A 24,302-nucleotide genomic window follows, 5' to 3' on the forward strand; every position below is an offset into this window, starting at 1 on the left:
CGATCATCAGCGGCCTGTCGCGGGGTGCAAACCGCGGCAGGCCATTCCTCACGGAACAGGTCGAGAATAACTGATCGCGCTATTACAAGGGTGGGTTAGCCGAAGGCGTAACCCACCACTTTTCTCACACGCGGAACTGCCTTGGTGGATTACGCCTTCGGCTAATCCACCCTACGAAGCTTCGAAGCCCTTACGGCAGCTTCAGCGACGTCTCCGCGTTGTACGGCTTGAGCGTCTCGTCCGCGGCCTTCTGGGCGGCCACGAGCGCTTCCTTCGGCTGCTTCTTGCCGTTGAGGACGAGCATGACCTCGTCCTCCAGCGTCTTGCGCACGGGTACGGTCTTGTAGGTCGCAAACCACGGTTTTGCGACCTCGAGCTGCTCGACGGCGGTCTTGGCGTCCGGGTTCTTGTTCAGGAATTCGACCATGTCGGGCGTCTTGTAGGCGGCCATGTTGGGGGCGAAATATCCGGTGGCGCGGCTCCACCAGCCGCTCTTCTCGGGCGAGGTCATCCACTTGATCAGCGTCCATGCGGCCTTCTGCTTGTCGGCTTCCTGGCCCGCCGGAACGATCAGCGAGGCGCCGCCGATCGGCACGGCGTTGCGGACGTTGCGCGGGATGAAGGCGACTTTGTAGGCGAACTTGGCGTTGTCACGCACATAGGTCAGCGAGCCCGTCGAGAGCATCATCATCGCGGCATTGCCGGAAATGAAGGAGGTGCTGACGGCCGGGCCAGGCGTCGCGCCGGGCGGGTGAACCTTGTGCTTGGTGACGAGGTCGTTCCACCAGGTCAGCGCGCCCAGCATCGAGGGCGTGTCGTAATAGACCTCGCCGCCGAACTCCTCGTTGTAGTAGCGCCCGCCATTGGTCATGGTGAGCGTTTCCATCATCCAGCCGCAATAATCGTAGGCGCACGGGATCGCGATGCCCCATTGGGTCACCTTGTCACCCTCGCGCTTGGTGAGCTTCTTGGCCCAGTCGGTCAATTCAGCCCAGGTCTGCGGCGGCTTGCTCGGATCGAGGCCCGCTTCCTTGGCCTTGTCGGCGTTGATGTAGAGCAGCGGCGTCGAGTTATGGAATGGCACGCCGTAGACTGAGCGGTTGATCACCGCGTTGCCCTGCAGCGCCGGAAAGAACTGGCCCAGAAACTGCTCCTTGGTGGTGCCGTCGGCGGCGATCAAGGGATCGAGGTTGGTGAGCTCGTTCTCGATCTGCATATCGAGCAGGAAGTTCGCCGACATGATCACGGCAGCCGGCGGCTTGCCGGCCTTGATCGAGGCGCGCGTCTTGATCAGCGTGTCGTCATAAGAGCCGGTGTAGACGGCTGTCGCCTTGATCGCGGGATGGGTCTCGTTGAACTCCTTGATCAAGGTGCCCATGTCGCGGGCGAGCTTGCCGTCGACGGGGACGGGGAAGAACAGGTCGATCTCGGTCGGGCCTTCGGCCAGCGCCGGGAAGGTGAGGGCGCTTGCCAAAGTGCCTGCAATGGCAAGGCCAAGCATGATCCTGCGGGAAAACAGCATCGAGAAATCTCCTATTTGATGCCTGAGGTGACGAAAGAGCTGATGAAGCGTTTCTGGAAGATCAGGAAGGTGATGAGCAGCGGTGCGATCACCATCAGCGTGCCGGCGGCGATGGTGCCCCAGGCCTGCGTGCCTTCCGCGGTCGCGGTGAACACCGAGAGTCCCACCGTGAGCGGCCGCTTGTCCGGCGAGTTGATCACCATCAGAGGCCACAGGAAGTCGTTCCAGTGGCTGGTCACGGAGATGATGGCGAAGGCCGAGAAGCTCGGCATCGACAGTGGCACGTAGATGTGGCGGATGCGCTGGAGCAGGCTGGCGCCGTCGATCAGGGCAGCGTCTTCCAGCTCGGTCGGGATAGCCTCAAACGCTTGCCGCATCAGGAAGGTGCCGAAGGCGGAAGCGAAGAACGGCATCATCACGCCGGTGAGCGTGTCGTAGAGGCCGAGCTGCGCCACCAGGCTCAAATTGGGCACGATCAGCAGCACCGGCACCAGCATCAGCTGCATCAGGAACAGATAGAAGATCAGCGATTTTCCGGCGAAGTCGAGCCGGGCAAAGGCAAAGCCCGCCAGCGTGATCGTGACGACCTGCACCAACAGGATGCCGGTGCAGATCATGATAGTGTTGAGGGTGTAGCGCGGGAAATCGCCGATCTCCCAGGCGTCCCTGATATTGTCGAGCGTCGGCTTCAGGCTCGGCATCAACTCGGCCATCAGATTGATGCCGTCGGATGCCGGGCGCAGCGTCGCCACGCCCATCCACAGGAACGGGATCAGCCAGACGACCGCGAGCAGCACGGTCAGCGCAAAGCCGAGCTTTGGCGTGATCTCGCGGCGGGTGGCGAGCGGGGCGTCCTTGAAGAGCTTACCGATCAGCTTCATGCCCCGCCCTCGCGGTTCGCCATGGTCCGGAAGGAGAGCGCGGTGAGGCCCATCAGCGCCGCAAGCGTCAGCAGTGTCGCTGCCGAGGCCTTGCCGATGTCGTAGTGCTCGACCGCCTGCTGGTAGATGTAGAACAGCACGAGATTGGTCGCGTTGGACGGCCCGCCTTTGGTCATGACGAAGACGTGGTCGACCTGCGTGACCGCGTTGAGTGTGGCGATGACCGTGACGAACAGGAAGGTGGGCTTGAGCTCGGGCAGGATGATGTGGCGCAGCCGCCGGTACGGCCCTGCGCCGTCCAGATGGGCGGCTTCCATGACATCTTCCGGCACCGCCTGGAGGCCGGCCAGGAAGAACAGCATGTAATAGCCGGCGTTCTTCCAGATCGTGATGACCATGATGGCATAGAGCGCGATGTCGGAATCGCCGAGCCAGTTCGGCAGCACCGGCAGGAAACGGCCGATGTAATAGTCGAGCAGTCCGACATTGGGCAGAAAGATGAACAGGAACAGCGCGGAGGCCGCGACCATCGGGATCAGCACCGGCAGGAACAGCGCGGCGCGCAGTGCACTGGTCAACGCGTTGGTGCGCGACAGCGCCAGCGCGAACAGCAGCGCGAGGCCAATGCTCGGGATCGCCGTGCCGACGGCATAAACGAGATTGTTGACGACCGCGCCGGTGAAGGCGGGGTCAGCAAGCACCGCTGCGATGTTGTCGAGACCGACGAAACGAACCGGCGCCCTGGGCGTGGCGCGCTGATAGAGCGCGTCGACGAGGACGCGGCCCATCGCACCGTAGGTGAACAGCGCGAGGAACACGAGCGAGGGCAGCAGCAGCAGATAGGCGGGCAGGGAGGTTTTGAAGCGGTGAGAAAACCGATTCAGGATATGCAGGCGCGGCGGCGCCGAGGCCGCGACCGGGAGAGCCGCGGGTTCTGCGAAGCTCATCTCATCGCGCCGGGAAATTGAGCGCATAGTCGCGGCCGTCCACTCCCGCCGGTGGCTCGAAGGGAAAGCGCAGACTGGTGTCGAGGAAGTCGTGGCTGTGCACGACCAGGTTCTCGCCGTCGATCAGCACCACGCCGTAGGCCGGCGGCTCGTGGCTGGCGAGATGCTCGGCCGCGGCAGCGTCGAGCTCGAACCAGACCTGGTGGTTTGTGCCGCGAAGCGTCGAGAACGGGATCTTGCCGTAGCTGCCGAAGATCGGCCGGTGCACGTGGCCGAAGAAGAGGTGGCGGATGCGCGAGCGATAGGGTGCGATCACCTCGGCGAATTCGGCGCTCTGTGCCAGCGAGATTTCGTCCATCGCATGGACGCCGACCGTGAACGGCGGATGGTGCATGAACACGACGAACGGCATGTCGGCCGGCGCGGCCGCGAGCGTGCTCGCGAGCCAGCCGAGGCGCTTGGCGCACATCTCGCCGGCATGGCTGGTCTCGTCCAGCGTGTCGAGGAAGACGAACAGCCCGTGCTCAGTGGTGCGGGTGCCCTGCACGAAGCCGTTGGGATCGCGCGGCGCCGCCTTCAGGCTATCGAGGCAGGTGACGCGGCGATCGTGGTTGCCGACCATGGCGATGTAGGGGATTTTCAGCGCCGCCATTGCGTCGGTGAAATTGGCGTAGGATTCAGCCTCGCCCCAATGGGTGAGGTCGCCGGTCACGACCGCGAAGGCCGCGTCGGCGTGATGCTTGTTGATGTCGGCAATCGCAGCATCCAGTCGGGCGCGCGGGTCGAGGCCATAGAGCTTCAGCCCGGGATTCGCGAGATGCGTGTCAGTGATGTGGATGAACTTGAAAGGCATGGCACTTGTCAGGATCGTTGGAGGGTGGGCGCCTCCGGCAAGACGACCCTGACAGGCCGTTAGAGTGCGAGTGTTTCAGTTTGATGACAGCGGTTCCGGTGGCGCGAAGGCGTCCACAAGCTCGGCTTAGTACGCCTTCGGCTAATCCACCCTACGCACCGAGTTCGTCGCTACGTCCCGCAAAACGTCTGCAGCACCCGCTGGTCCGGCAGCGGGGGATCGGCGTAGGCGGCGTAGTCCGGCTGGTCCTCGAACGGCTTCGCCAGCACCTTCACCAACTCCTCGAACGGCGCGTAATTGTCATCATTTACCGCCGCCTGAATTACGGCCTCGACGCGGTGATTGCGCGGGATGAACATGGGATTGACGGCATGCATGGCGGCCTGCCGTTCGGCTCCGGTTTGCGGCTCCAGGACCGTGCGCTCGCGCCAACGTCCCGCCCAGTCGTCGAACGCGTCGGGGTCCATGAACTGCGCGCGGACGTCGGCGATGCCGGTCTCGTCAGCCGCAGCATCACCAAGCTTGCGGAAGGTGAGGGTGAAGTCGGCCTGGTTCTTGGCCATGGCATCCAGCAGGTCCTGGATCAGCACGTCGTCGCCGTCGCGGTCCGTGAACAGGCCGATTTTCTTGCGCAGGCCCGCCTGATAGGTGTCGCTGAACGTCTCGGAGAAGGCGCCGAGAATGTCCTGGGCCTCGGCAACCGCCTTTTCCTGATCGTCGGAGAACAGCGGCAGCAGGCATTCGGCAAGCCGCGTCAGATTCCACAGCGCGATGCGCGGCTGGTTGGCGTAGGCATAGCGGCCCATCTCGTCGATCGAGGAAAACACCTGCGACGGATTGTAGGAATCCATGAAGGCGCACGGACCGTAATCGATCGTCTCGCCGGAGATGGAAGAGTTGTCGGTGTTCATCACGCCATGGATGAAGCCGACAAGCAGCCAGCGTGCGACCAGTTCGGCCTGGCGCGCGACGACGCCGGACAGCAGCGCGTGATAGGGCCGCTCGGCGCCAAGCAGCTCCGGATAATGGCGGGTGATGACGTGGTCGGCGAGCCGGCGGACCGCCTCGGTGTCGCGGCGGGCAGCGAAGAATTGGAAGGTGCCGACGCGGATATGGCTCGAGGCGACGCGCGTCAGCACCGCGCCCGGCAGCGCCGTCTCGCGCAGCACATGTTCGCCCGTGACGACGGCCGCGAGCGAGCGCGTGGTCGGAATGCCCAGTGCGAACATCGCCTCGCCGACGATGTATTCGCGCAGCACCGGCCCGAGCGCGGCACGGCCGTCGCCGCGGCGGGAGAACGGGGTGGGGCCCGAGCCCTTGAGCTGGATGTCGCGGCGGATGCCGTCCTTGTCGACGACTTCGCCGAGCAGCACCGCCCGTCCGTCGCCGAGCTGGGGCACGAACTGTCCGAACTGGTGGCCGGCATAGGCCATGGCGATGGGATCGGCGCCGGCGGGAACCGTCTTGCCCGCCAGGATTTCGGCGCCTTCAGGGGTCTCCAGCACATCTGGATCGAGCCCGAGCTGGACCGCCAGCGGCCGGTTCAGCTTGATCAGCCGGGGCGCCGCCACCGGCGTCGGTGCGACCCGGGCGAAAAAGCTGTCCGGCAGTGCCGAATAGGAGTTCTGGAACGGGAAATGGACTGTCATGACCTCAAGATAGGGGTGGAACGCCTGATGGCAAAGGCTTGAGCCCAGATTGGGCAAAAATGGGCACTTCCAGCCGAAAACGGGCCGTTCCCTTGGTTGCCGCCCCCGTCCTCCCGAGGTAAACCCTGCCGCAACTTTGGACCGGCCGTTTCGGCGGTTCGATTCGATCCTCCGACATTGAATTTGGGACGACCATGCATCGCTACCGGTCACATACATGCGGCGCGCTCCGCGAGAGCAACATCGGCGAGACGGTCCGCCTTTCGGGCTGGGTCCATCGCGTTCGCGACCATGGCGGCGTGCTGTTCATCGACCTGCGCGACCACTACGGCCTGACCCAGTGCGTGGTCGATCCGGACTCGCCGGCGTTCTCGCAGGCCGAGAAGCTGCGTTCGGAATTCGTGGTCAAGATGGATGGCAAAGTCCGCCGCCGCCCCGAAGGCACCGACAATGACGATCTGCCGACCGGCAAGATCGAGATCTATGTCAGCGAGATCGAGGTGCTGGGCCCGGCCGGCGACCTGCCGCTGCCGGTGTTCGGCGACCAGGAATACCCTGAAGACATCCGCCTGAAGTACCGCTTCCTCGACCTCCGTCGCGAGAAGCTGCACCAGAACATCATGACGCGCGTCGAAATCATCAAGTCGATGCGAAGGCGGATGGAGGGGCAGGGCTTCTTCGAGTTCAACACGCCGATCCTGACCGCGTCCTCGCCGGAGGGCGCGCGCGACTTCCTGGTGCCGTCGCGCATCCATCCCGGCAAGTTCTACGCGCTGCCGCAGGCGCCGCAGCAGTACAAGCAGCTCCTGATGATGTCGGGCTTCGATCGCTACTTTCAGATCGCGCCCTGTTTCCGCGACGAGGACCCGCGCGCCGACCGCCTGCCGGGCGAGTTTTATCAGCTCGACGTCGAGATGAGCTTTGTCACGCAGGAAGATGTCTTCGCCGCGATGGAGCCTGTCATCACGGGCGTGTTCGAGGAATTTGCCAAGGGCAAGCCGGTGACCAAGGGCTGGCGCCGGATTCCTTTCGCCGAGGCGCTGCGCAAATACGGCAGCGACAAGCCGGACCTGCGCAACCCGATTGAGATGCAGGACGTCTCCGAACACTTCCGCGGCTCCGGCTTCAAGGTGTTCGCGCGGATGTTGGAGGACCCCAAGAACCAGGTGTGGGCGATCCCGGCGCCGGGTGGCGGCTCGCGCGCCTTCTGCGACCGCATGAATTCATGGGCGCAGGGCGAGGGACAGCCGGGCCTTGGCTACATCATGTGGCGCGAGGGCGGCGAGGGTGCCGGTCCGCTCGCCAACAACATCGGTGCTGAGCGCACCGCCGCGATCCGCGCGCAGATCGGCGTGAAGGAAGGCGATGCCGCCTTCTTTGTCGCCGGCGATCCCGACAAGTTCTGGAAGTTTTCAGGGTTGGCCCGCAACAAGGTCGGCGAGGAGTTGAACCTCACCGACAAGGAGCGGTTCGAGCTGGCCTGGATCGTCGACTTCCCGATGTACGAGTACAACGAGGAGGACAAGAAGGTCGACTTCTCGCACAACCCGTTCTCGATGCCGCAGGGCGGTCTCGATGCCTTGAAGGGCCAGGATCCGCTGACCATCAAGGCGTTCCAGTACGACATCACCTGCAACGGCTACGAGATCGCCTCGGGCGGAATCCGCAACCACGTGCCGGAAGCGATGGTGAAGGCGTTCGAGATCGCAGGGTACGGCGAGCAGGAAGTCGTTGATCGCTTCGGCGGCATGTACCGCGCCTTCCAGTACGGCGCGCCGCCGCATGGCGGCATGGCCGCCGGCGTCGACCGCATCGTCATGCTCTTGTGCGGCACCAACAATCTGCGCGAGATCTCGCTGTTCCCGATGAACCAGCAGGCCATGGACCTCCTGATGGGCGCGCCGTCGGAGCCCAGCCCCAAGCAGCTCCGCGAGCTGCACGTGAAGGTGAGCCTGCCGCAGAAGTGAGGCTGTCTCCACAGCGTCATTGCGAGCGAAGCGAAGCAATCCAGAATCTTTCCGCGGAGTGGCTCTGGATTGCTTCGCTTCGCTCGCAATGACGGGGAGGGATTTTCGCCGGTCCAACTGCCATCCCCGCGCGCAGCGTCGTTCCCTACAGCCCCGTCGACGCCTCGATCCTGAACTGCGCAAGCGCGCTCTGTGGGTCGGTTTGCAAGAGCTGCATCAATTGCATCAGCGGTGCCTTGGCGCGCGGGGACAGCTTGATGGAAAGCGTCTGGCCCGGCGTCTCGACGAAGCGGGCGATCGCGTCCACGGCCGCGTTCGCATCCGGATTGGCGGAAGCAACTTGCTCGCGTTTAGCCTTGATGCTCTCGACGAGCGCCTGGCGTGCGGTATCGCGGCTGACATTCTGCATGCGCGCGAACTGTGCCGCGACGAGATCGACGACGCCGCTGTCGCGCAATGAGAATTCGAGCGTGCCCGCCTCGATCCGGGCCGCCTGGCCCATGAGCTGGGCGGGATCGGCCGAAAACACCTCGCGTGGTACGTTGCCGAGCGCGATACGCAATTGCGCTCTTGCGATGCCTCCGATGTCGAGCGTCGCGGGCGTCAGAACGAAGCTGTTGGACTGTTCGGTCCAGGCAGCGCCGAGATCGAGGTCGACCGCGAGCTTGTCGATCCCGCTGGCAATCAATGGAAGCTGTTTTGGATCGGATGGATCGGCCGGCGTGACAAATTTGGCAACCACATGCGCCTTGCTCGGGATCGAGCCGACGAGCTGCCCCCAGTCCAGGCTCAGTGTGTCGATCATGACCAGCTCCTTGGTGGTCTTGAACGGCGCCGTCACGCCCTTGATCTCCGCGCCTGCGAGCACGCCGAACAGCCCGAGCATCTGATCCGGCGAGGGCGCCCGCCCGGGAGTGGTGAGGCTCGCTGCCCAGCGCATCAGGTTCGTGATGCTGAGCGATTTGAGTGCGAAGCGCTCCACCTTGATTTGCCCTTGCGGCGTCGGCGCATCCAGGCCTTCGAGCGCGAACCCGCCTTCTTGGTATCTGATGGCCCTGAGCCGGGGCGTCCCTTGCGGGGTCGTCATCGACATGGTGCCGATCTCGAGCTTGCCGACGCGAAGGCCTTCATAGAAACCGGCGAGCTTTTCCATCAGATTGCGCGATTGCGCCGGCGTCGGCGGGACCGTGCTGTCCGCCGGAAGCAGCGCCAGGATCTCGGCCGGCCGGAATTTCGATGGCTGCACCGCGATGTCGGTGATGGCGATCCCGTCGACCTGCATCCGGATGCCGAGCGTCGACGTCACGACATAAGTGCCGGTGGACATCTGCCCGTAGACACGATGATAGCTGTCGTCGTTCGCCTTCTGGGGATCGAGCGCGGCGGCGATCGCGGTCGAAGCGAAATCATTGATGATGATGTCGGACACCTCGCCAGTCAGCTTGTCCGCCTTGCCTGGCTGCGGCACGTTGATCGTGAAGCTGGCGCGCTCCGCCTTGATCGCGGCGATCTTGCCTTGGGCGAGCTTCTGGATCGCGAGACCCGAATAGGCGACCTCGCCACTACCTCCGGCGCTTCTGCCCGCATCGAAGGCGAATGCGAGGGTCGGCGCTATGACGGAAGAAGCCGTCACATTTGCGTACTGATCGAGCGCGAAGCGGTACATGTCGATCAGGGAGCCTGACGTCGGCGCGTTCTGAGCATGAATGGGACCGACGTAGTCCCGCATGGTCAACTGCGGGACCTTGTAGGAGACTTTCAGCTTGCCGGGGCCGACCTCGTCCAGCGCGACCTCGAAGCCGGAGATATCGATGCTGTCGGCCGCGAAGCGTGTCTCCTCGACCTGGCGAATGCCGACGCCCTTGATAGCGGCGATCTTGACATGAGCCTGCGGCTGGTTGGCAGGCTCAACCGCGATATCCTCGATCGTCAGCGTCCGGGTCACGAGATCGAACGCCACCTTGCCGTGGCTCGCCTTGCCGCCACTGGCGCGGATCTGCTCGAAGGCCGCCTCGATCTCGGCGGCGACGCGATGCTGAACGTAGAAGCTGAAGCCGAACCATCCGCCCGCGGCCATCACGGCCACGACGATCAGGCCGATCAGGATTCGCTTCATTCCCAGCTCCAGTTGCTCGCGTTGCAGGACGCAACCTGCCATATTCGCAAAGCAACGCGCGGTCCAGAGAAAGTGAGCGCTATCAGATATTTGACTGCGCGCCCTGTTGATGGGGCCGCAATCGGATGTTGCCACCGGGCCGCCCGGCGTGCTTCATCCCGTTTCCATGACCCGGAAATACCACCCGAAGGCGGGCCGGTCAGGACAACGTAGTTTGAGGCCGGTAACGCGAGGCAAGACACCGCATGTCGTCCTATTCTGATGATCTCCACCAGGCGGCGCTGGCCTATCATCGGCTGCCGCGCCCCGGAAAGCTCGAGATCCAGGCGAGCAAGCCGCTCGCCAACCAGCGCGATCTCGCGCTGGCCTATTCGCCCGGCGTCGCCGCCGCCTGCATGGAGATCGCCAAGAACCCGGCGGAAGCGGCGACGCTGACGATCCGCTCCAATCTGGTCGCCGTGGTTTCGAACGGCACCGCCGTGCTCGGCCTCGGCAATATCGGCCCGCTGGCCTCGAAGCCGGTGATGGAGGGCAAGGCGGTCCTGTTCAAGAAATTCGCCGGCATCGACGTGTTCGACATCGAGATCGCGGCCGACACCATCGAACGCGTGGTCGAGACCGTGGCCGCGCTCGAGCCGACCTTTGGTGGCATCAATCTCGAGGACATCCGCGGACCGGAATGCTTCGAGATCGAGGCGCAGCTCAAGGAGCGCATGAAGATCCCGGTCTTCCATGACGACCAGCATGGCACCGCGATCATCGTCGCCGCCGCGATCACCAACGGCCTGCGCCTGAACGGCAAGAACCTGTCGGACGTCAAGATCGTGGCATCGGGGGCAGGGGCCGCCGCGCTCGCGACACTGAACCTGCTGGTGTCGATGGGCGCTCAGCGCAAGAATATCTGGGTCTGCGACATCGACGGCCTTGTTCACGAAGGCCGCAACACCACGATGGACCGTTGGAAGGCGGTCTATGCGCAGAAGACCGACAAGCGCACGCTGGCCGACGTGATCGGCGGCGCCGACATCTTCATCGGCCTCTCCGCACCGGGCGTGCTTAAGCCCGAGATGGCCAAGGCGATGGGCGACAAGCCGCTCATCATGGCGCTCGCGAATCCGACGCCGGAGATCATGCCGGAGGAGGCGCGCAAGGTGCGTCCCGACGCCATGATCTGCACCGGCCGCTCCGATTATCCGAACCAGGTCAACAACGTCCTGTGCTTTCCCTTCATCTTCCGCGGCGCGCTCGATGTCGGCGCCAGCGCCATCAACGAGGAGATGAAGCACGCCGCCGTGGAGGCCATCGCGCAGCTCGCGCGCGAGGCGCCGTCCGATGCGGTCGCGCAAGGCTTCGATACCGGGGAGACGCAAGGGTTTGGCCCGGGCTCGCTGATTCCGAGTCCCTTTGATCCGAGGTTGATCCTGCGCATCGCGCCGGCGGTGGCGAAGGCCGCGATGGAATCGGGCGTCGCGACCCGGCCCATCACCAATTTCGACGAGTACACTGCGCTGCTCGAGCGCTTCGCGTTCCGCTCCGGCCTCGTCATGAAGCCGATGTTCGCGAAGGCCAAGACCCAGCCGGTGCGCGTGATCTACGCCGAAGGCGAGGATGAGCGCGTGCTGCGCGCGACCCAGGTGGTGCTGGAAGAAAAGCTGGCGACGCCGATCCTGGTCGGACGCCCGTCGGTGGTCGAGGCGCGCATCAAGCGCTTCGGCCTGTCGATCAAGGCCGGCAAGGACTTCGACCTCGTCAATCCCGAGGACGATCCGCGCTACCGCTCCTACGTGCAGTCTTATGTCGAGGTCGCCGGCCGCCGCGGCGTGACGCCGGATGCGGCGCGCACGGTGGTGCGCACCAACAACACCGTCATCGCGGCGCTCGCGGTGGTGCGCGGAGAGGCGGACGCCATGCTCTGCGGCGTCGAGGGCCGCTACATGAGCCATCTGCGCCATGTCCGCGAGATCGTCGGGTTTACGCCGGGGATCAGCGACTATGCGGCGCTGGCGCTGCTGATCACGAGCAAGGGCGCCTTCTTCATCGCCGATACCCAGGTGCGGCCCAATCCGAGCGCCGAAGAGCTCGCCGAGATCGCCTCGCTCGCGGCGGTCCACGTCCAACGCTTCAACATCAAGCCGAAGATCGCCTTCGTCTCGCATTCGGATTTCGGCAGCTACGACACGGAATCCTCGCGCAAAATGCGCCGGGCGACCCAGCTCCTGAAGGAGAAGCATCCGGAACTCGAGGCCGACGGCGAGATGCAGGGCGACACCGCGCTCTCGGCGGCTGCGCGCAAAATGGTGCTGCCGCACTCGAACCTCGAGGGCGAAGCCAACATCATGATCATGCCAAGCCTCGACACCGCCAACGTCGCCTACCAGATGATCAAGTCGCTGGCGGACGCGCTTCCTGTCGGCCCGATCCTGATCGGCCCGGCGCGCCCGGCCCACATCCTCACCCCGTCGGTGACGGCGCGAGGCATCCTCAACATGACCGCGGTGGCTGTGGTGGAAGCGCAGGAGCGCGCGTCGCGGCAGCAGCCGACGTTGTTTACGTAAGGGCGGGGCTCTAGCCGCGCGGCAGGTGCCGTGCCTTCTCCCCCCTGCGGGAGAAGGTGGCGCGAAGCGCCGGATGAGGGGTTCTCTGCGCGAGACGAAATCTCGAGAGTTGTCCGTGCCGATAGAAACCCCTCACCCGTCTCGCCGCTTCGCGGCGAGCCACCCTCTCCCGCAAGGGGAGAGGGGAAGAAGCTCTTGGCGCTAGTATTGAATTACTCGCATTCGTCCATTTCCCCGTTTGTAAACCGGCGCACGACTCTCCATAATCCCCCGATGCTTTCGCAAAAATCCGGTTTCAAAAAGCCTGAGCAAAGAGGCCGATCATGCCAGCGTTCGTGACTTTTGGGCGGATCCTGTTCGCCGTGCTGTTCATCTACACGGGTGCGGCAAGATTGTTTGCCATGCAGGCGACCGTTGATTTCATCGCCGCCAAGGTCGTGGTGCCCGACATGATTGCGCCTTACGCCAAGCAGATCGAGACGGCGACGGCCATGACCACGCCGCAGCTGCTGGCGATCGCGGTTGGCGTGCTCGAGATCATCGCGGGGGTGATGATCGCGCTGAATTTCGGCGCGCGCTTCTTCGCGATGTTGATGATCATCTATGTCGCGGTCGCGACCTTCCTGTTCTACGACTTCTGGAACCAGGTGCCCCCTGACAACGGCAAGATGCTGGTCGACGCGCTCAAGAACCTGTCCATCATCGGCGCGCTGTTCATGATCATGGGCTACGGCCGCGCTACGCGTCCGGCCGAGGCGGCCTACGGGGACGTGTGACGGTCAAACCACTACATCCTGCGCCACGGCGTGACAGTCACGTCATGCGAGGCGTCGAGCAGATACGGCGCGCCCGGCTTCATCCCGTGTGAGGCCAGCACTTCCTGAGGCGTGCGCCCCGGTACTTCGACAAAACAGCCTTCGCCGCCGGGCAGCCGCAGATGCGGCGCTTCCGACAGCCAGAACGTGTCGTAGCGATCCATGAACATGTCGAACACGACGGGGCCGCCGATGATTGCGACGGTGCCGGAAGCGACATCGGCGAACGCGCAGGCGTCCTCAAAGCTGGCGTGATCCGGATTCCACAAGGTCGCGTTCGGCATCTCGGGATCGACGGTCAGCGCCTCGATCTTGCGGGTCAGAATCAGGCGCTTGCGCTTGGGTGAATTCGGCTGCTGCTCGTGCGAGTGACGGCCGTGCACGATCAGTGCCGCGCGATCGAGCGCCTGCTCGAAGAACAGCTTGTCGCCTTCGAATTTCAGGCTGTCGGGCATGACATGGTCGGCGTCCGCGAGCATGCCGTCCGCGGAGACGATGACGTAGCCTTCGATCCGAAAGGACAATGGCGCGGCTATTCGGAGACCGTCGTCACGACGCTGTTGACCGGCCGGTTGCTCACCGTCGGCAGCTTGACGTCCTTGAGCAGCTCCTGGTCGTATTCCGGCAGCGTCGAGGCCGGGAACTTGGCGCGCATCGCCACCACCTTGTAACCGCCGGCCTTCAGGCGCTTGAGCAATTCAGGCAGCGCTTCCGCAGTGTGCTTCTGGAAGTCGTGCATCAGGATGATGCCCTTGCCCTTGCTGTCGAGCTTCTTCATGACGGTCTCGATCACCTTCTCGGGCTTCGAGGCCTTGAAGTCGAAGGAGTCGATGTCGCAGGAGAAGATCGCCGTGTTGCGGTTGCCGAGATAGGTGACCATCTCCGGCGGATGCTGGAGCGCCGGGAAGCGGAAGAAAGGCGAGGGCGAAATGCCGCCGAGCGCCCATTTCACCGCGGAAAGGCCCTTCTCGATCTCTTCCTTGCGCTGCGCTTCCGTGAGCTTCTTGTTGTTGAGGTTGGCGTGCGACCAGGTGTGGGTGCCCACGGTATGGCCGGCCGCGTAGACCTGCTTGAGGATCTCCGGCTCGTAGGTCGCGTGCTTGCCGATGGAGAAGAAGATGCCGGTGGTGCACTCGTCGGCGAGCGCCTTCAGCACGGCGGGCGTGTTCTTGGGCCAGGGGCCGTCGTCGAAGGTGAGCACCACCTCGTGGTCGCGCAGGAAATCGAGCTCCTTGAAATGCTCGAAGCCGAAGCCGGGACCACCCGTGGTGTCGATCTCGACGGTGCGGGCGACTCCGAGCGCGCCCGGCGTGTTGCAGGCGGCGCGGGCGGGCTGCGGCGCCTGTTTAGGCGGGGGAGGATTGACGAAGCCCGCCGGCGCGGCGGCTGCTGCAGGAGCGGGTGCGGGAGCTGCAGCGGGCGCAGCCGCAGCCGGTGTTGCCGCCGGTGCGGCCTGCGTCGCGGCAGCGGGCTTTGCAGCCGGGGCCTGCGACCATGCCGCGCCCGTCATCGCCAGAGACATCGCGCTTGCCAATATCAGTCCTGCCGCCACACGCATGGTGTTGTCCTCGAGATTGATCCCGTTGTTCCGCCGCGGCTTTTCGCCTCCGGCAAAACCATCCTGCCCCTAACGATCCTAGCCTAGATGGTGGGCCCTCGCCATTGCAACGGCTGTTTGGCGCGCTAGCCCAATTGTGCCCAACCGGGTTGGGAACGCGTGGCGTCAAGTGTCGGCCAGTGCCTTCGCGATCGCCGTCTTGACCCGCGTGTCGGCCGGCTCGACCGTAGATGCAAAGACATCGGCGATATAACCGTCCCGGCCGATCAGATATTTGTGGAAGTTCCAGCGAGGAACTTCTCGCGGGCGCGCCTCTGCCGCCCATTTGTAGAACGGATGCGCCTTCGCACCTACCACGACGGCCTTGGCCGCGATCGGGAAGGTAACGCCGTATTGGTGGTGGGCGGTTTCCGAGATCTCGCTGGTGCCGCCGGGCTCCTGTCCGCCGAAATCGTTGGAGGGTACGCCAATGACGGTGAGGCCGCGTTCGCGAAACTCGCCCCAGATGTCTTGCAGGCCGGCATATTGCGGCGTGTAACCGCAGAGCGAAGCGGTGTTGACCACCAGCAGTGGCTTGCCGGTGAAGGCCGCAAGGCGGATGTCGTCGCCTGATAATGCCGGGAAAGAGAAGGCGTAGGCGGAGATTCGGCTCATGCCGCCATCAGCCAGTGCACGCGCCGCCGGCGCCAGCGTGCCTGCAAAGGCGGCGATGAGCATGGTCCTGCGGTTCATCATGACGGTGTCCCCCGAAATGATCAGGCGCGCATGTTACCCCGCCGCTGCGTGCGGCCTCGTCAACACCGCGTTATCTGCCGCGATGAAGCGCGCTAGTACAGGCGGACAATGAAATCGGTGCCTTCGCCAGTCTCGCCCTGGTTGATGCCCTGGTCGGAGACGATGATCGAGCCGCCTGACGTCAGCATTTCGTTGATCTTCGCGATCGTGTCGGCCGGGATCGAGACACGGTCAAGGGCCTCGGCCGGACTGTCCGGCGTGACCACAGGCTTTGCGGCGACGGGAATCACGGCCGCGCCACGCTGGCGGCCTGTCACACGGCCGTCGTCTTCGCGCGCGGCAGAGCGGACGGACACTGGCAAGGACACCACCGACCAATGCAGCGCATTGGAATCGGCCTTGTCGACCTCGGCGGTGAAGACATGCGTGCCGAGCGGCCGATCGCTCGCGGCGATCGTGACAGGCACGTCGAACAGTGGCGCAAAGTTCTGCCGCACGTAGAGCTTGGAATCCTTGCGGCTGATGAAGACCGCGATCTGGCCCGCCCGCTTGAGCGCTTCAGGTTTCGCCACGGGCGCCGGATCGGCAATACGGGTTTCGTCCTTCTTGACGTCGGGCGTGGCCGCCTGCGCTTGCGCTATGGCCGGCGCATCGGACGTCTTCGCGGGCTCGGACTTCACGGTTTCGGACTTTGCGGGTTCGGACTTCGGCGTCTCCGCGGCCTCGACAGGCTTCGCTTCAGTGTTCGCGGGCTGCACGGCGTCTCCGGTCTGGGGCTTGGCCGCGTCCGCCGTTTCTGCAGTCTTGGTCTCGGGCCTTGCCGTTGTCTCGGTCTGGTCGTCCGATGCCGCGGCCTCCTCGCGGGCCGGGGCATATCCGGTGGTCACATCCGACATCACGGTGTGGCCGACCGACGAGCGCAGCTCGAGCACGCCGTCCGCGCTGGCGGTCTTCGTTTCAACAGGCTTTGCTTCGGTGGCCGTGGTATTTGCCGCGCCTTTGTCGGCCTTGTCGCCGGCATTGGTCTGCGGCTCCAGGCTGGCCGCGGGTTGCGGCGGCACGCGTACCGAGGCAAGCAGCGGATGCGAGAAGTTCTGCGGCGACATCTGGCCGGGCGAAACGATCACGCGCGCGCCCATTCTGGTCCAGTTCCACATCTTCACCGCGAACGCCATCGGCATGCGGATGCAGCCGTGCGAGGCCGGATAGCCCGGCAGCACGCCGGCGTGCATGGCAACGCCCGACCACGTGATCCGCTGCATGTACGGCATCGGCGCGCCGCTATAGATGTTGGAGTGGTGAAATTTGTGCTTCTGGATGACGCTGAACACACCCATCGGCGTCGAATGGCCCTTCATGCCCGTCGACACCGGGGATTCCGCGAACACGCCGTTGGTGTCGTAGACCGTGACCTTCTGCCGATCGATCGAGACGACGATGACGAGAGGACCTTGCGGTTTCGTGCCGGCTTCCTTTTCGGCAACAAGGTCTTTCTTGCCGGCCGTAGCGCGCTTCTGCGGCTTCTGGCGCGGGACGTCGGGATGGCGCTCCTGGCGGCCATAGGACCCGTCGGAATAATCCGTCCAGTAATAAAACGCCGCGTCCGCTTGGCTCGCCGTGCCGATCGCACCCGCCGCCGTCAAAACGGCGACCTGCCAAAATCGCGCCGGTTTGGCAGAAAAACCAGACCCGTTCACGCTGTTCATCATCGAATCCATAATCCAAATCAGATGTTAGTCTCTCAGAGGGGATACGCGTTCACCAGCACGGCGGTTCTGCGATCAGCTAATTTTGTCCAAAGAGTAGCAAAAAAGCCTCACGGAGCGGTAAACGGCGGCCGTGTCAGCTTGCCGGTCGTCTTCCTGATCGGTCGCCCGATGCCTACATTGCTGGGACTTGTTACCGGAGAACTTCATGTCATCTCGTTTCCCCAGTCTTTCCAGCATCCGCTTGAAAGGCCTCGCTTTATTCCTCCTAGCGCTGACCGGGCCGGCAGCGTCCGCCTTCGCCGCGGACGAGCCGGATTTGATCTTCCGCCGCTCGACCGTGTTCAAATGGATGAGCCCGAACGACAAGCTTGCGACCTACGGCCTCGACGATCCTGAAGTCGAGGGCGTGGCCTGTCATTTCACGGTGCCGGAGAAGGGCGGCTTCAAGGGCTGGCTGGGCCTTGCCGAGGAGGTCTCGGACATTTCGCTCGCCTGCCGTCAGATCGGCCCGATCAAGTTCAAGAACAAGATGGAGCAGGGCGACGACATGTTCCGCCAGCGACGGTCGCTGTTCTTCAAGAAAATGCAGATCGTGCGCGGCTGTGACGCCAAGCGCAACGTGCTGGTCTACATGGTCTATTCGGACAGGCTGATCGAGGGTTCACCGAAGAACTCGACCTCGACAGTGCCGGTCATGCCGTGGGGCCCGGCGGACGCGAACGTCCAGAAGTGTGGAGAGTTCTTCACTCAGTGACGCGCTTGCGTTCACTCAGTGAGGGGTTTGCGTTCACAGTGACGCTCTTGCGTTCACTCGATGATGTCAGCGCGGCTGGCGCGCGGTTTTGCAAGATGCGAGCCGGTCAGCCGCACGAATGATTGCGGCGTGGCCTCAAAGCCACGGCTCGATTGCAGCGCCATTTCGCCGGGCGAATTGGCGCTGCTGCGAACAGGCCGTTGCTCCCGGCGGTCCGTTCGTTGGTCTGCATCGCGCGTCGTTGCGCGATCTTGCGCCGTCATGATGGCCGTTCCTCGCATGAACGCGCTCGGCGATACCCGGGCGTCCTCGGTCTCGATAGCTTGGGTCGCAGTCGAAGCGCCGCCGGTTCGACAGTACCCAGCCTTCGTTCGGCTTCTCTTCAGCAGAAAAACGTAAAACGCATGTGAAGGGAGTGAGGCGGGATCATGACGGCGCCAGCGTTCCGGCGCGCATCCGAACTCGCCCGGAACCTGCCAGGCCACATTGGGTAGGCGCACGACCCATCTGAAAAGATTGAGATTTTCCGTCGAATATGTCGTCGCCCCGAACGGGACGAAACAATTCTCACGGAGATGAAACCATTTTCCGGCTTTGGCGCATCACGCGCGAAACCGCCCATGGTTATCAACCTCACAACGACGACGGCGCACGCCGGCCACCGAATTCGGAAGAGAACTCCATGCGCACGCTCAGCCTCATCCTTGCTTTCGCTTTCGTGCTCGCCGGCTCCTCGTTCGCAGGCTCGCCGGACGGAAATGTCCCCGGTATCGGCACTTTCCAGTATAGCGGTTCGCCGATCATGACCCCGGCGCCCCAGCCGATCGTGGTTGCCGCGCGCTTCTGATCGCCAACAAGAAAAATCAGCCGATAAAGGCCATCATGCTTGCTCGTATCTGCGCCGCGGCGTTCATATCCCTTCTGACGATCAGTGCCGTTCAGGCGCAGGTGCGCTCTCCCTCCAGATTACCAGATCCCCGTACCGAGTTCGTGAGGCAATGCGCGCCGCGGATGCTCGGGCGGTGGGAGCATCCGGAAGAGGTTTGCGGCTGTCTGCACGATCATGCTGCCGCCGTCGTCGAGGATCGCGATCTCCGCGAGGCCCTGCTGCGCGGCATCAGCGAGACCGGGGTGCCGACGATCGAGACCGACTGGGTGCCGGCCGCAAAGCAGACCGAAATCGGCCCGACCTTCACCAAGATCGCCAAGCCGACCCTGCAATGCATGTTCGACCCGGCAAAGTAGCGCTCATCGCTTCGATTTCGGGCCAAACCGCGACACGCAGGTGCTGGTCCGTGCGACGCCCTTGTCGGTCATCTTGGCGCCGCGCACTTCCTTGACCTGTCCGGCGGGACAAGTTCCGTCGTCGACTTGCACGCGCTGGCCGAGCTTGAGATCGACGATGTCCTGCTCGCGCCCGACCGAGCCTGCGCGCGCCGTCGCGGCGAGCGCGATGAAGATCAGGAGCGAGAGGCAAGTCGCGCGGCGTAGCAGCATGGTGTGAGCTCCCGGCATGGATGCCGCAATGTAGGGAGCGGCTGCCGATTCTCATAGTGAACGTTCGTCATGCCCGCCGGGCCGGCTTGCGCCGCGCACGCAAGGCCGCTCGCGATTCCCGCGCGAGCCGCTCGGCGGATGCCACGAGATTCGGAATCGCGTGGCCGGAAAATCCCAGCACGAAACCGGGCAGTGGACGTGAGCGTGAATAAGTGTCGGCCAACAGCCAGCCTTCGGCGCCGGCGGCCTGCTTGGCGTCTGCCGCCACCAGCAGATCGACCGAGGGATCGAACCGGGCGACAAGGTGCAGACCCTGCGATGGGACCGGCACCGACAGCACGCCGTCGGATGCGGCTTCGAGCGTCCCAGCCAGCGCGTCGCGCGCCTCGCGGTAAAGCTTGCGGACGCGCTTCAGGTTCGCTGCGAAGGCGCCGGAATTGAGCATGTCGGCCACCGCGCCCTCCATCAGCGTGCCGGGAAAGCGGTCGAGGGCGGCCCGCGCGGCGGTGACATCCGCGATCAAGCGCTCGGGCAGGGCGCAATAGCCAATGCGCAGACCTGGAAACAACGTCTTGGCGAACGTGCCCATGTAGATCACACGCTGGAGGTGATCGATGCCGGCCAGCGACATCAGCGGAGCGCCGTCGTAGCGGAATTCGCTGTCGTAATCGTCTTCCAGCACGAAGGCGCCGGCTTGCCTGGCCCAGTCCAGCAGCTCGAGCCGCCGCGGCATCGACATCTGCACACCCAGCGGAAACTGGTGCGACGGCGTCACATAGGCTGCGCGCGCGGACGGCGCCGCTGCGCGGCCTCTGGCGACCCGCATGCCGTGCGCGTCGACGGGAACGGACACGGCGCGATAGCCGCAATGTGCGATGGTTCTGCGCGCAGCGGGGTAGCCTGGATCCTCGCACCAGACCTGGTCGTTGGGCTTCAGGATCGCGCTCAGCACGATGCGCAGCGCGTGCAGCGTGCCTGACGTCAGCATGATCTGATCGGGATCGCAGCGCAGGCCCCGCGCCGACAACAGATGATCGGCGATCGCCGCACGCAGCTCGCGGCTGCCACGGGGATCGCCATAGTGCAGATGCTCCGCGCCGAAGGCGCGCATGCGACGGCCGACAAAGGCGCGGAAACGCTGCACGGCGCGCGCGTCGATATGGGTGCAGCCGAGCGAAAACGCGCCTTGCCCCGGCGTTTCGACGCTGATCTTCGGCCGCTTCGGCTCGGCCGCGCGCGCGGGGATGCGCGCGGCGACGAACGTGCCGGAGCCGACGGTTGCGTCGGCAAAGCCGTCGGCGATCAGCCGCTCATAGGCGGTGACGACGGCATTGCGGCGAAAGCCGGTCTGTTTGGCCAGCGTGCGCGACGGCGGCAGCGGCTCGCCGGGTTTCACCAGACCGCCGACGATCATCTCGCACAGTGCCTGATACAGCCGGTGCGCCGACGAGGCGCCAGCCGTGATGTGCGGTCCCGCGAGGTCGAGCGGCAGCTCGGCCTTGGCCGGCGAGGGGACAGAATTGGTCGGAATTTTTCGCATGGAATTGGCACTATCGCAGACCAAATCCGCGGCTACAACTGCCCTGGAAGTGTTCCAATCCGACAGGAGCGGCCGTGAGCCAGACCGAGAACCAAAATTCCTATCCGACATCTGCGCGCAACCAGGTGAAGCGCCGTCACGATCGCGGCTTCTACGATTACGACACCGTTCATCGCATCCTGGATTCCTCGATGCTCTGCCACGTCTCCTACGCGATCGACGGCCAACCCTATTGCACGCCGACCTTTTTCTGGCGCGAAGGGACGAAGCTGTATTGGCACGGCTCGAGCGCCAGCCGCATGCTGCGCAACCAGACCCGGGGCGAGCGTGTGTGCCTGACGGTCGCCCATCTCGACAGCCTGGTGCTGGCGCGATGTGGGTTCAATCACTCGGCCGACTACCGCGCCGTGATGGCGTTCGGCACCGCCTATCTCGTCACCGATCCCGAGGAGAAAGAACGCGCGGTCATCGCGATGGTCGACCGCTTCTTCCCGGATCGCACTGCGAGCCTGCGGGCGAGCAACACACAGGAGATCAAGGCGACCTCCTTCATCGCGATGGAAATCGAGGAAGCCTCCGCGAAGATCCGCGCCAAGGGCGTCGCCGACGACGAGGAGGACTATGAATTGCCGATCTATGCCGAGCGCATCCCGGTGCGCACGGTGATTGGCGCGCCAGAACCTTGCCCGCGGCTGCTCGACGGCGTGAGCAGGCCGGCGACGCTGAATGGCTATTCGGAGGGCCGGCCGCTCGAAGATGCATTGCGGGATGCCTATTTTGCAGAGTACCCGAACGGCTGAAATCGGCTAGCTTGCGCTCCATCGATGATCTCAATGCCCGATTGGAGTTGCCTGATGAATGCCGAAACGCAGCAGAGGATTCTTGACGCCGTCGATGCCGGCTTCGAAGCCCAGCTCGCGACCACACGCGATTTCGTCGCGATCCCCTCGACCCGCGGTGCGGAGGGGCCATGCCAGGACATGATCGGCGACCTCCTGCGCGCGCGCGGCTACGAGGTCGACGACTGGCACATCAATGTCGACGACCTCAAGGATCTGCGCGGCTTCGGGCCCATCGAGCATGATTTTTCGAAGGCGCGCACTGTGGTCGGCACGTACCGGCCCAAAACCGAGGCGGGCAAATCGCTGATCCTCCAGGGCCACTGCGACGTCGTGCCGGCCGGGCCGCTGGAACTGTGGGACACCCCGCCGTTCTCGCCCGTCATCAAGGACGGCAAGATGTTCGGTCGCGGTGCCTGCGACATGAAGTCGGGCACCATCGCAGCGCTCTCCGCGCTCGATGCGATCAAGGCCGCGGGCCTCAGGCCGACGGCGCGGATTCACTTCCAGTCCGTGATCGAGGAGGAGAGCACCGGCGTCGGCGCGCTCTCGACGCTTCAACGGGGCTATCGTGCGGATGCTTGCTTCATTCCTGAGCCGACCGGCGGCAAGATGGTGCGCTCGCAGGTTGGCGTGATCTGGTTCCGCCTGCGCGTGAAGGGCCATCCGACCCATGTCGCCTTCGCCGGCTCCGGCGCGAACGCAATCATGGCGGCCTATCATTTGATCCAGGCGCTGCAAAAACTCGAGATCGAGTGGAACGAGCGCGCGAAAGCCGATCGTCACTTCAAGACGCTGAACCATCCCATCAACTTCAACCCCGGCATCATCAAGGGCGGCGACTGGGCCTCCAGCGTGCCGGCCTGGTGCGACGTCGATTGCCGGATTGCCGTGTTGCCGGGCTGGTCGATCGCCGATCACCAGAAGGAGATCATGGCCTGCGTTGCTGCTGCCGCGCGCAACCACCGCTTCCTCGCCAACAATCCGCCGGAGGTCGAATGGTCGGGCTTTTTGTCGGAAGGCTATGAGCTGACCGAGGCCGCCGCGCCTGAGGCGGCGTTCGGCAAGGCCTTCAGCACCGTTTATGGCGGCCAGATCGAAGACCTCGTCTTCACCGCGCTCACCGACACCCGCTTCTACGGCCTCAATCACGGTATCCCGAGCCTGTGTTTCGGCGCGAGTGGCGGCGAGATGCACGGCTTCAATGAGTATGTCGATCTGGACTCGCTGAAGAAGACGACCAAGGCGATGGCGCTGTTCATTGCGGATTGGTGCGGGGTCGAGAAGGGGTAGCGACAGGCTCGGCTCTCTCGGCCGTCATTGCGAGCGCAGCGAAGCAATCCAGTATCCCCCGCCGGGGCAGTCTGGATTGCTTCGTCGCTACGCTCCTCGCAATGACGAAACAAATATCCTGCCGGTCCGCTGCCCAATCCACCGGCGTTCCAAAATCCTTTAAGCTTAAAATAAAGACTAGGATGCCGCCCGCGCCGGTGGCAGACTAACGCCCGGTCCGCAGGACGAGTCCGAGGAAGCAACGATGCGCGATTGGGATGACGCTTACGCCAATTCGGCCCATATCCCGGGCTCGGACAAGATACCGGCGCTGTGGGCGGAGCGGGCGGCGGCTTATCGGGCCGGGCTGAAGGAGTTTCGCGCCGACATCGCCTATGGCTCCGGCGAGCGCCAGCGCCTCGACCTCGTCTTGCCCGACGGCGACAGCAAGGGCCTCGTTGTGTTCGTCCACGGCGGCTACTGGATGCGCTTCGACAAATCGACATGGACTGATCTCGCCGAAGGCGCGCGCCATCATGGCTGGGCGGTGGCAATGCCAAGCTACACGCTGACGCCGGCCGCGCGCATCTCCGACATTACGGCGGAAATCACCGCAGCGATCGCCAAGGCGGCCGCGCTGGTCGCGGGGCCGATCCGGCTCGCCGGCCATTCCGCGGGCGGTCATCTCGTCACGCGCATGCTGTGCGATGATAGCCGGCTCGATCCCGCCGTCTTCAACCGCATCGCTGGGACGCTGTCCATCAGCGGCCTGCATGATCTGCGTCCGCTGCTCAAGACCAGGATGAACGACACCCTGCGCATGACGATGGAGGAGGCGACGCTGGAAAGCGCCGCGCTGCATCTACCGCGCGGGCCTTCGCCCGTGACCGCCTGGGTCGGCGGCAACGAGCGGCCCGAATTCATCCGCCAGTCCGATCTGATGGCCAATGTCTGGACTGGATTCGACGTGCCGACGCGTCTTGTCGTCGATCCCGGACTGAACCATTTCACCGTGATCGACGCTCTCAAGGATCCGTCGTCGCCAATTACCGCGCGCCTGATCGGCCTCGACTGACCAGGCCTCAAAGATCGA

Annotated in this window: 22 protein-coding genes; 9 read left to right on the plus strand and 13 right to left on the minus strand. The window is 64.2% G+C overall.

What is annotated here, in order from left to right; all coding sequences use genetic code 11:
- Positions 1–190: 190 nt before the first annotated feature.
- From ABIB80_RS36240 to ABIB80_RS36260, 5 genes are all read right to left on the minus strand, one after another.
- The gene (locus ABIB80_RS36240; RefSeq protein WP_007591904.1) at positions 191–1,522 is read right to left on the minus strand and encodes an ABC transporter substrate-binding protein; all 1,332 of its coding nucleotides are present in this window, start codon (positions 1,520–1,522) and stop codon (positions 191–193) included.
- A gap of 11 nt (positions 1,523–1,533) precedes the next feature.
- The gene (locus ABIB80_RS36245) at positions 1,534–2,403 is read right to left on the minus strand and encodes a carbohydrate ABC transporter permease (RefSeq protein ID WP_007591903.1); all 870 of its coding nucleotides are present in this window, start codon (positions 2,401–2,403) and stop codon (positions 1,534–1,536) included.
- Positions 2,400–3,350 carry a carbohydrate ABC transporter permease gene (locus ABIB80_RS36250; RefSeq protein ID WP_354129300.1) on the minus strand — a complete coding sequence of 317 codons (951 nt, stop codon included), beginning with the start codon at positions 3,348–3,350 and terminating at the stop codon, positions 2,400–2,402. Before ABIB80_RS36250 ends, ABIB80_RS36245 begins: the two co-directional genes overlap by 4 nt.
- A 1-nt stretch (position 3,351) precedes the next feature.
- On the minus strand, positions 3,352–4,203 hold the full coding sequence (locus ABIB80_RS36255; protein WP_007591896.1) for a phosphodiesterase: 852 nt from the start codon (positions 4,201–4,203) through the stop codon (positions 3,352–3,354).
- Between the two features lie 170 nt (positions 4,204–4,373).
- A complete protein-coding gene (locus ABIB80_RS36260; protein ID WP_007591895.1) occupies positions 4,374–5,852 on the minus strand; it encodes a protein adenylyltransferase SelO in 1,479 nt (492 codons plus the stop codon).
- A 194-nt stretch (positions 5,853–6,046) separates the two neighbouring features.
- On the opposite strand from ABIB80_RS36260, the gene aspS reads away from it, so the two are divergent.
- Entirely contained in the window at positions 6,047–7,819 is a 1,773-nt protein-coding gene (aspS, locus tag ABIB80_RS36265) for an aspartate--tRNA ligase (RefSeq protein WP_007591888.1), read from the plus strand.
- Positions 7,820–7,964: 145 nt separating this feature from the next.
- On the opposite strand, the gene ABIB80_RS36270 is transcribed toward aspS, so the two are convergent.
- Complete coding sequence (locus ABIB80_RS36270; RefSeq protein WP_007591887.1) at positions 7,965–9,935, minus strand: aq_1923 C-terminal domain; 1,971 nt, start codon at positions 9,933–9,935, stop codon at positions 7,965–7,967.
- Between the two features lie 245 nt (positions 9,936–10,180).
- On the opposite strand from ABIB80_RS36270, the gene ABIB80_RS36275 reads away from it, so the two are divergent.
- A complete protein-coding gene (locus ABIB80_RS36275; RefSeq protein ID WP_007591886.1) occupies positions 10,181–12,490 on the plus strand; it encodes an NADP-dependent malic enzyme in 2,310 nt (769 codons plus the stop codon).
- Positions 12,491–12,813: 323 nt separating this feature from the next.
- The gene (locus tag ABIB80_RS36280) at positions 12,814–13,266 is read left to right on the plus strand and encodes a DoxX family protein (RefSeq protein ID WP_007591884.1); all 453 of its coding nucleotides are present in this window, start codon (positions 12,814–12,816) and stop codon (positions 13,264–13,266) included.
- 11 nt (positions 13,267–13,277) lie between these two features.
- Here ABIB80_RS36280 and ABIB80_RS36285 read toward each other — a convergent pair whose 3' ends face one another.
- The 4 genes from ABIB80_RS36285 to ABIB80_RS36300 form a co-directional block, all read right to left on the minus strand.
- On the minus strand, positions 13,278–13,829 hold the full coding sequence (locus tag ABIB80_RS36285; protein WP_007591882.1) for a dihydrofolate reductase family protein: 552 nt from the start codon (positions 13,827–13,829) through the stop codon (positions 13,278–13,280).
- An 8-nt stretch (positions 13,830–13,837) separates the two neighbouring features.
- Positions 13,838–14,863 carry a polysaccharide deacetylase family protein gene (locus tag ABIB80_RS36290; RefSeq protein ID WP_007591880.1) on the minus strand — a complete coding sequence of 342 codons (1,026 nt, stop codon included), beginning with the start codon at positions 14,861–14,863 and terminating at the stop codon, positions 13,838–13,840.
- A gap of 165 nt (positions 14,864–15,028) precedes the next feature.
- Positions 15,029–15,598, minus strand: a complete 570-nt coding sequence (locus ABIB80_RS36295; protein ID WP_354129301.1) for a glutathione peroxidase — start codon at positions 15,596–15,598, stop codon at positions 15,029–15,031.
- A gap of 92 nt (positions 15,599–15,690) precedes the next feature.
- On the minus strand, positions 15,691–17,304 hold the full coding sequence (locus ABIB80_RS36300; protein WP_354129304.1) for a L,D-transpeptidase: 1,614 nt from the start codon (positions 17,302–17,304) through the stop codon (positions 15,691–15,693).
- Between the two features lie 208 nt (positions 17,305–17,512).
- Here ABIB80_RS36300 and ABIB80_RS36305 point away from each other — a divergent pair, with 208 nt between their 5' ends.
- A complete protein-coding gene (locus tag ABIB80_RS36305) occupies positions 17,513–18,061 on the plus strand; it encodes a CreA family protein (RefSeq protein WP_007591873.1) in 549 nt (182 codons plus the stop codon).
- 53 nt (positions 18,062–18,114) lie between these two features.
- Here ABIB80_RS36305 and ABIB80_RS36310 read toward each other — a convergent pair whose 3' ends face one another.
- Entirely contained in the window at positions 18,115–18,324 is a 210-nt protein-coding gene (locus ABIB80_RS36310) for a hypothetical protein (RefSeq protein WP_007591871.1), read from the minus strand.
- Positions 18,325–18,743: 419 nt separating this feature from the next.
- On the opposite strand from ABIB80_RS36310, the gene ABIB80_RS36315 reads away from it, so the two are divergent.
- Both ABIB80_RS36315 and ABIB80_RS36320 read left to right on the plus strand, forming a co-directional pair.
- Complete coding sequence (locus tag ABIB80_RS36315) at positions 18,744–18,908, plus strand: hypothetical protein (RefSeq protein WP_007591870.1); 165 nt, start codon at positions 18,744–18,746, stop codon at positions 18,906–18,908.
- A 35-nt stretch (positions 18,909–18,943) separates the two neighbouring features.
- The gene (locus tag ABIB80_RS36320; RefSeq protein WP_007591868.1) at positions 18,944–19,306 is read left to right on the plus strand and encodes a hypothetical protein; all 363 of its coding nucleotides are present in this window, start codon (positions 18,944–18,946) and stop codon (positions 19,304–19,306) included.
- A gap of 3 nt (positions 19,307–19,309) precedes the next feature.
- Here the strand turns inward: ABIB80_RS36320 and ABIB80_RS36325 are convergent, their stop codons facing one another.
- Positions 19,310–19,558: a DUF6719 family protein gene (locus ABIB80_RS36325; RefSeq protein WP_007591866.1), complete on the minus strand. Its 249-nt coding sequence runs from the start codon at positions 19,556–19,558 to the stop codon at positions 19,310–19,312.
- Between the two features lie 67 nt (positions 19,559–19,625).
- Positions 19,626–21,098 (minus strand): MocR-like pyridoxine biosynthesis transcription factor PdxR, encoded by a 1,473-nt coding sequence (pdxR, locus tag ABIB80_RS36330; protein WP_007591864.1) that lies wholly within the window; start codon positions 21,096–21,098, stop codon positions 19,626–19,628.
- Between the two features lie 74 nt (positions 21,099–21,172).
- Between pdxR and ABIB80_RS36335 the strand changes: the two genes are divergently transcribed.
- From ABIB80_RS36335 to ABIB80_RS36345, 3 genes are all read left to right on the plus strand, one after another.
- Entirely contained in the window at positions 21,173–21,898 is a 726-nt protein-coding gene (locus tag ABIB80_RS36335; protein ID WP_007591862.1) for a pyridoxamine 5'-phosphate oxidase family protein, read from the plus strand.
- 54 nt (positions 21,899–21,952) lie between these two features.
- Positions 21,953–23,230, plus strand: coding sequence for an ArgE/DapE family deacylase (locus ABIB80_RS36340; protein ID WP_007591861.1), 1,278 nt, complete (start codon positions 21,953–21,955; stop codon positions 23,228–23,230).
- Between the two features lie 244 nt (positions 23,231–23,474).
- Entirely contained in the window at positions 23,475–24,284 is an 810-nt protein-coding gene (locus ABIB80_RS36345) for a hormone-sensitive lipase (RefSeq protein ID WP_007591860.1), read from the plus strand.
- The last annotated feature ends 18 nt before the right edge of the window (positions 24,285–24,302 follow it).

Origin of the sequence: Bradyrhizobium sp. i1.15.2, from assembly GCF_040548425.1 — a bacterium.
Taxonomy (GTDB): Bacteria; Pseudomonadota; Alphaproteobacteria; order Rhizobiales; family Xanthobacteraceae; genus Bradyrhizobium; species Bradyrhizobium canariense.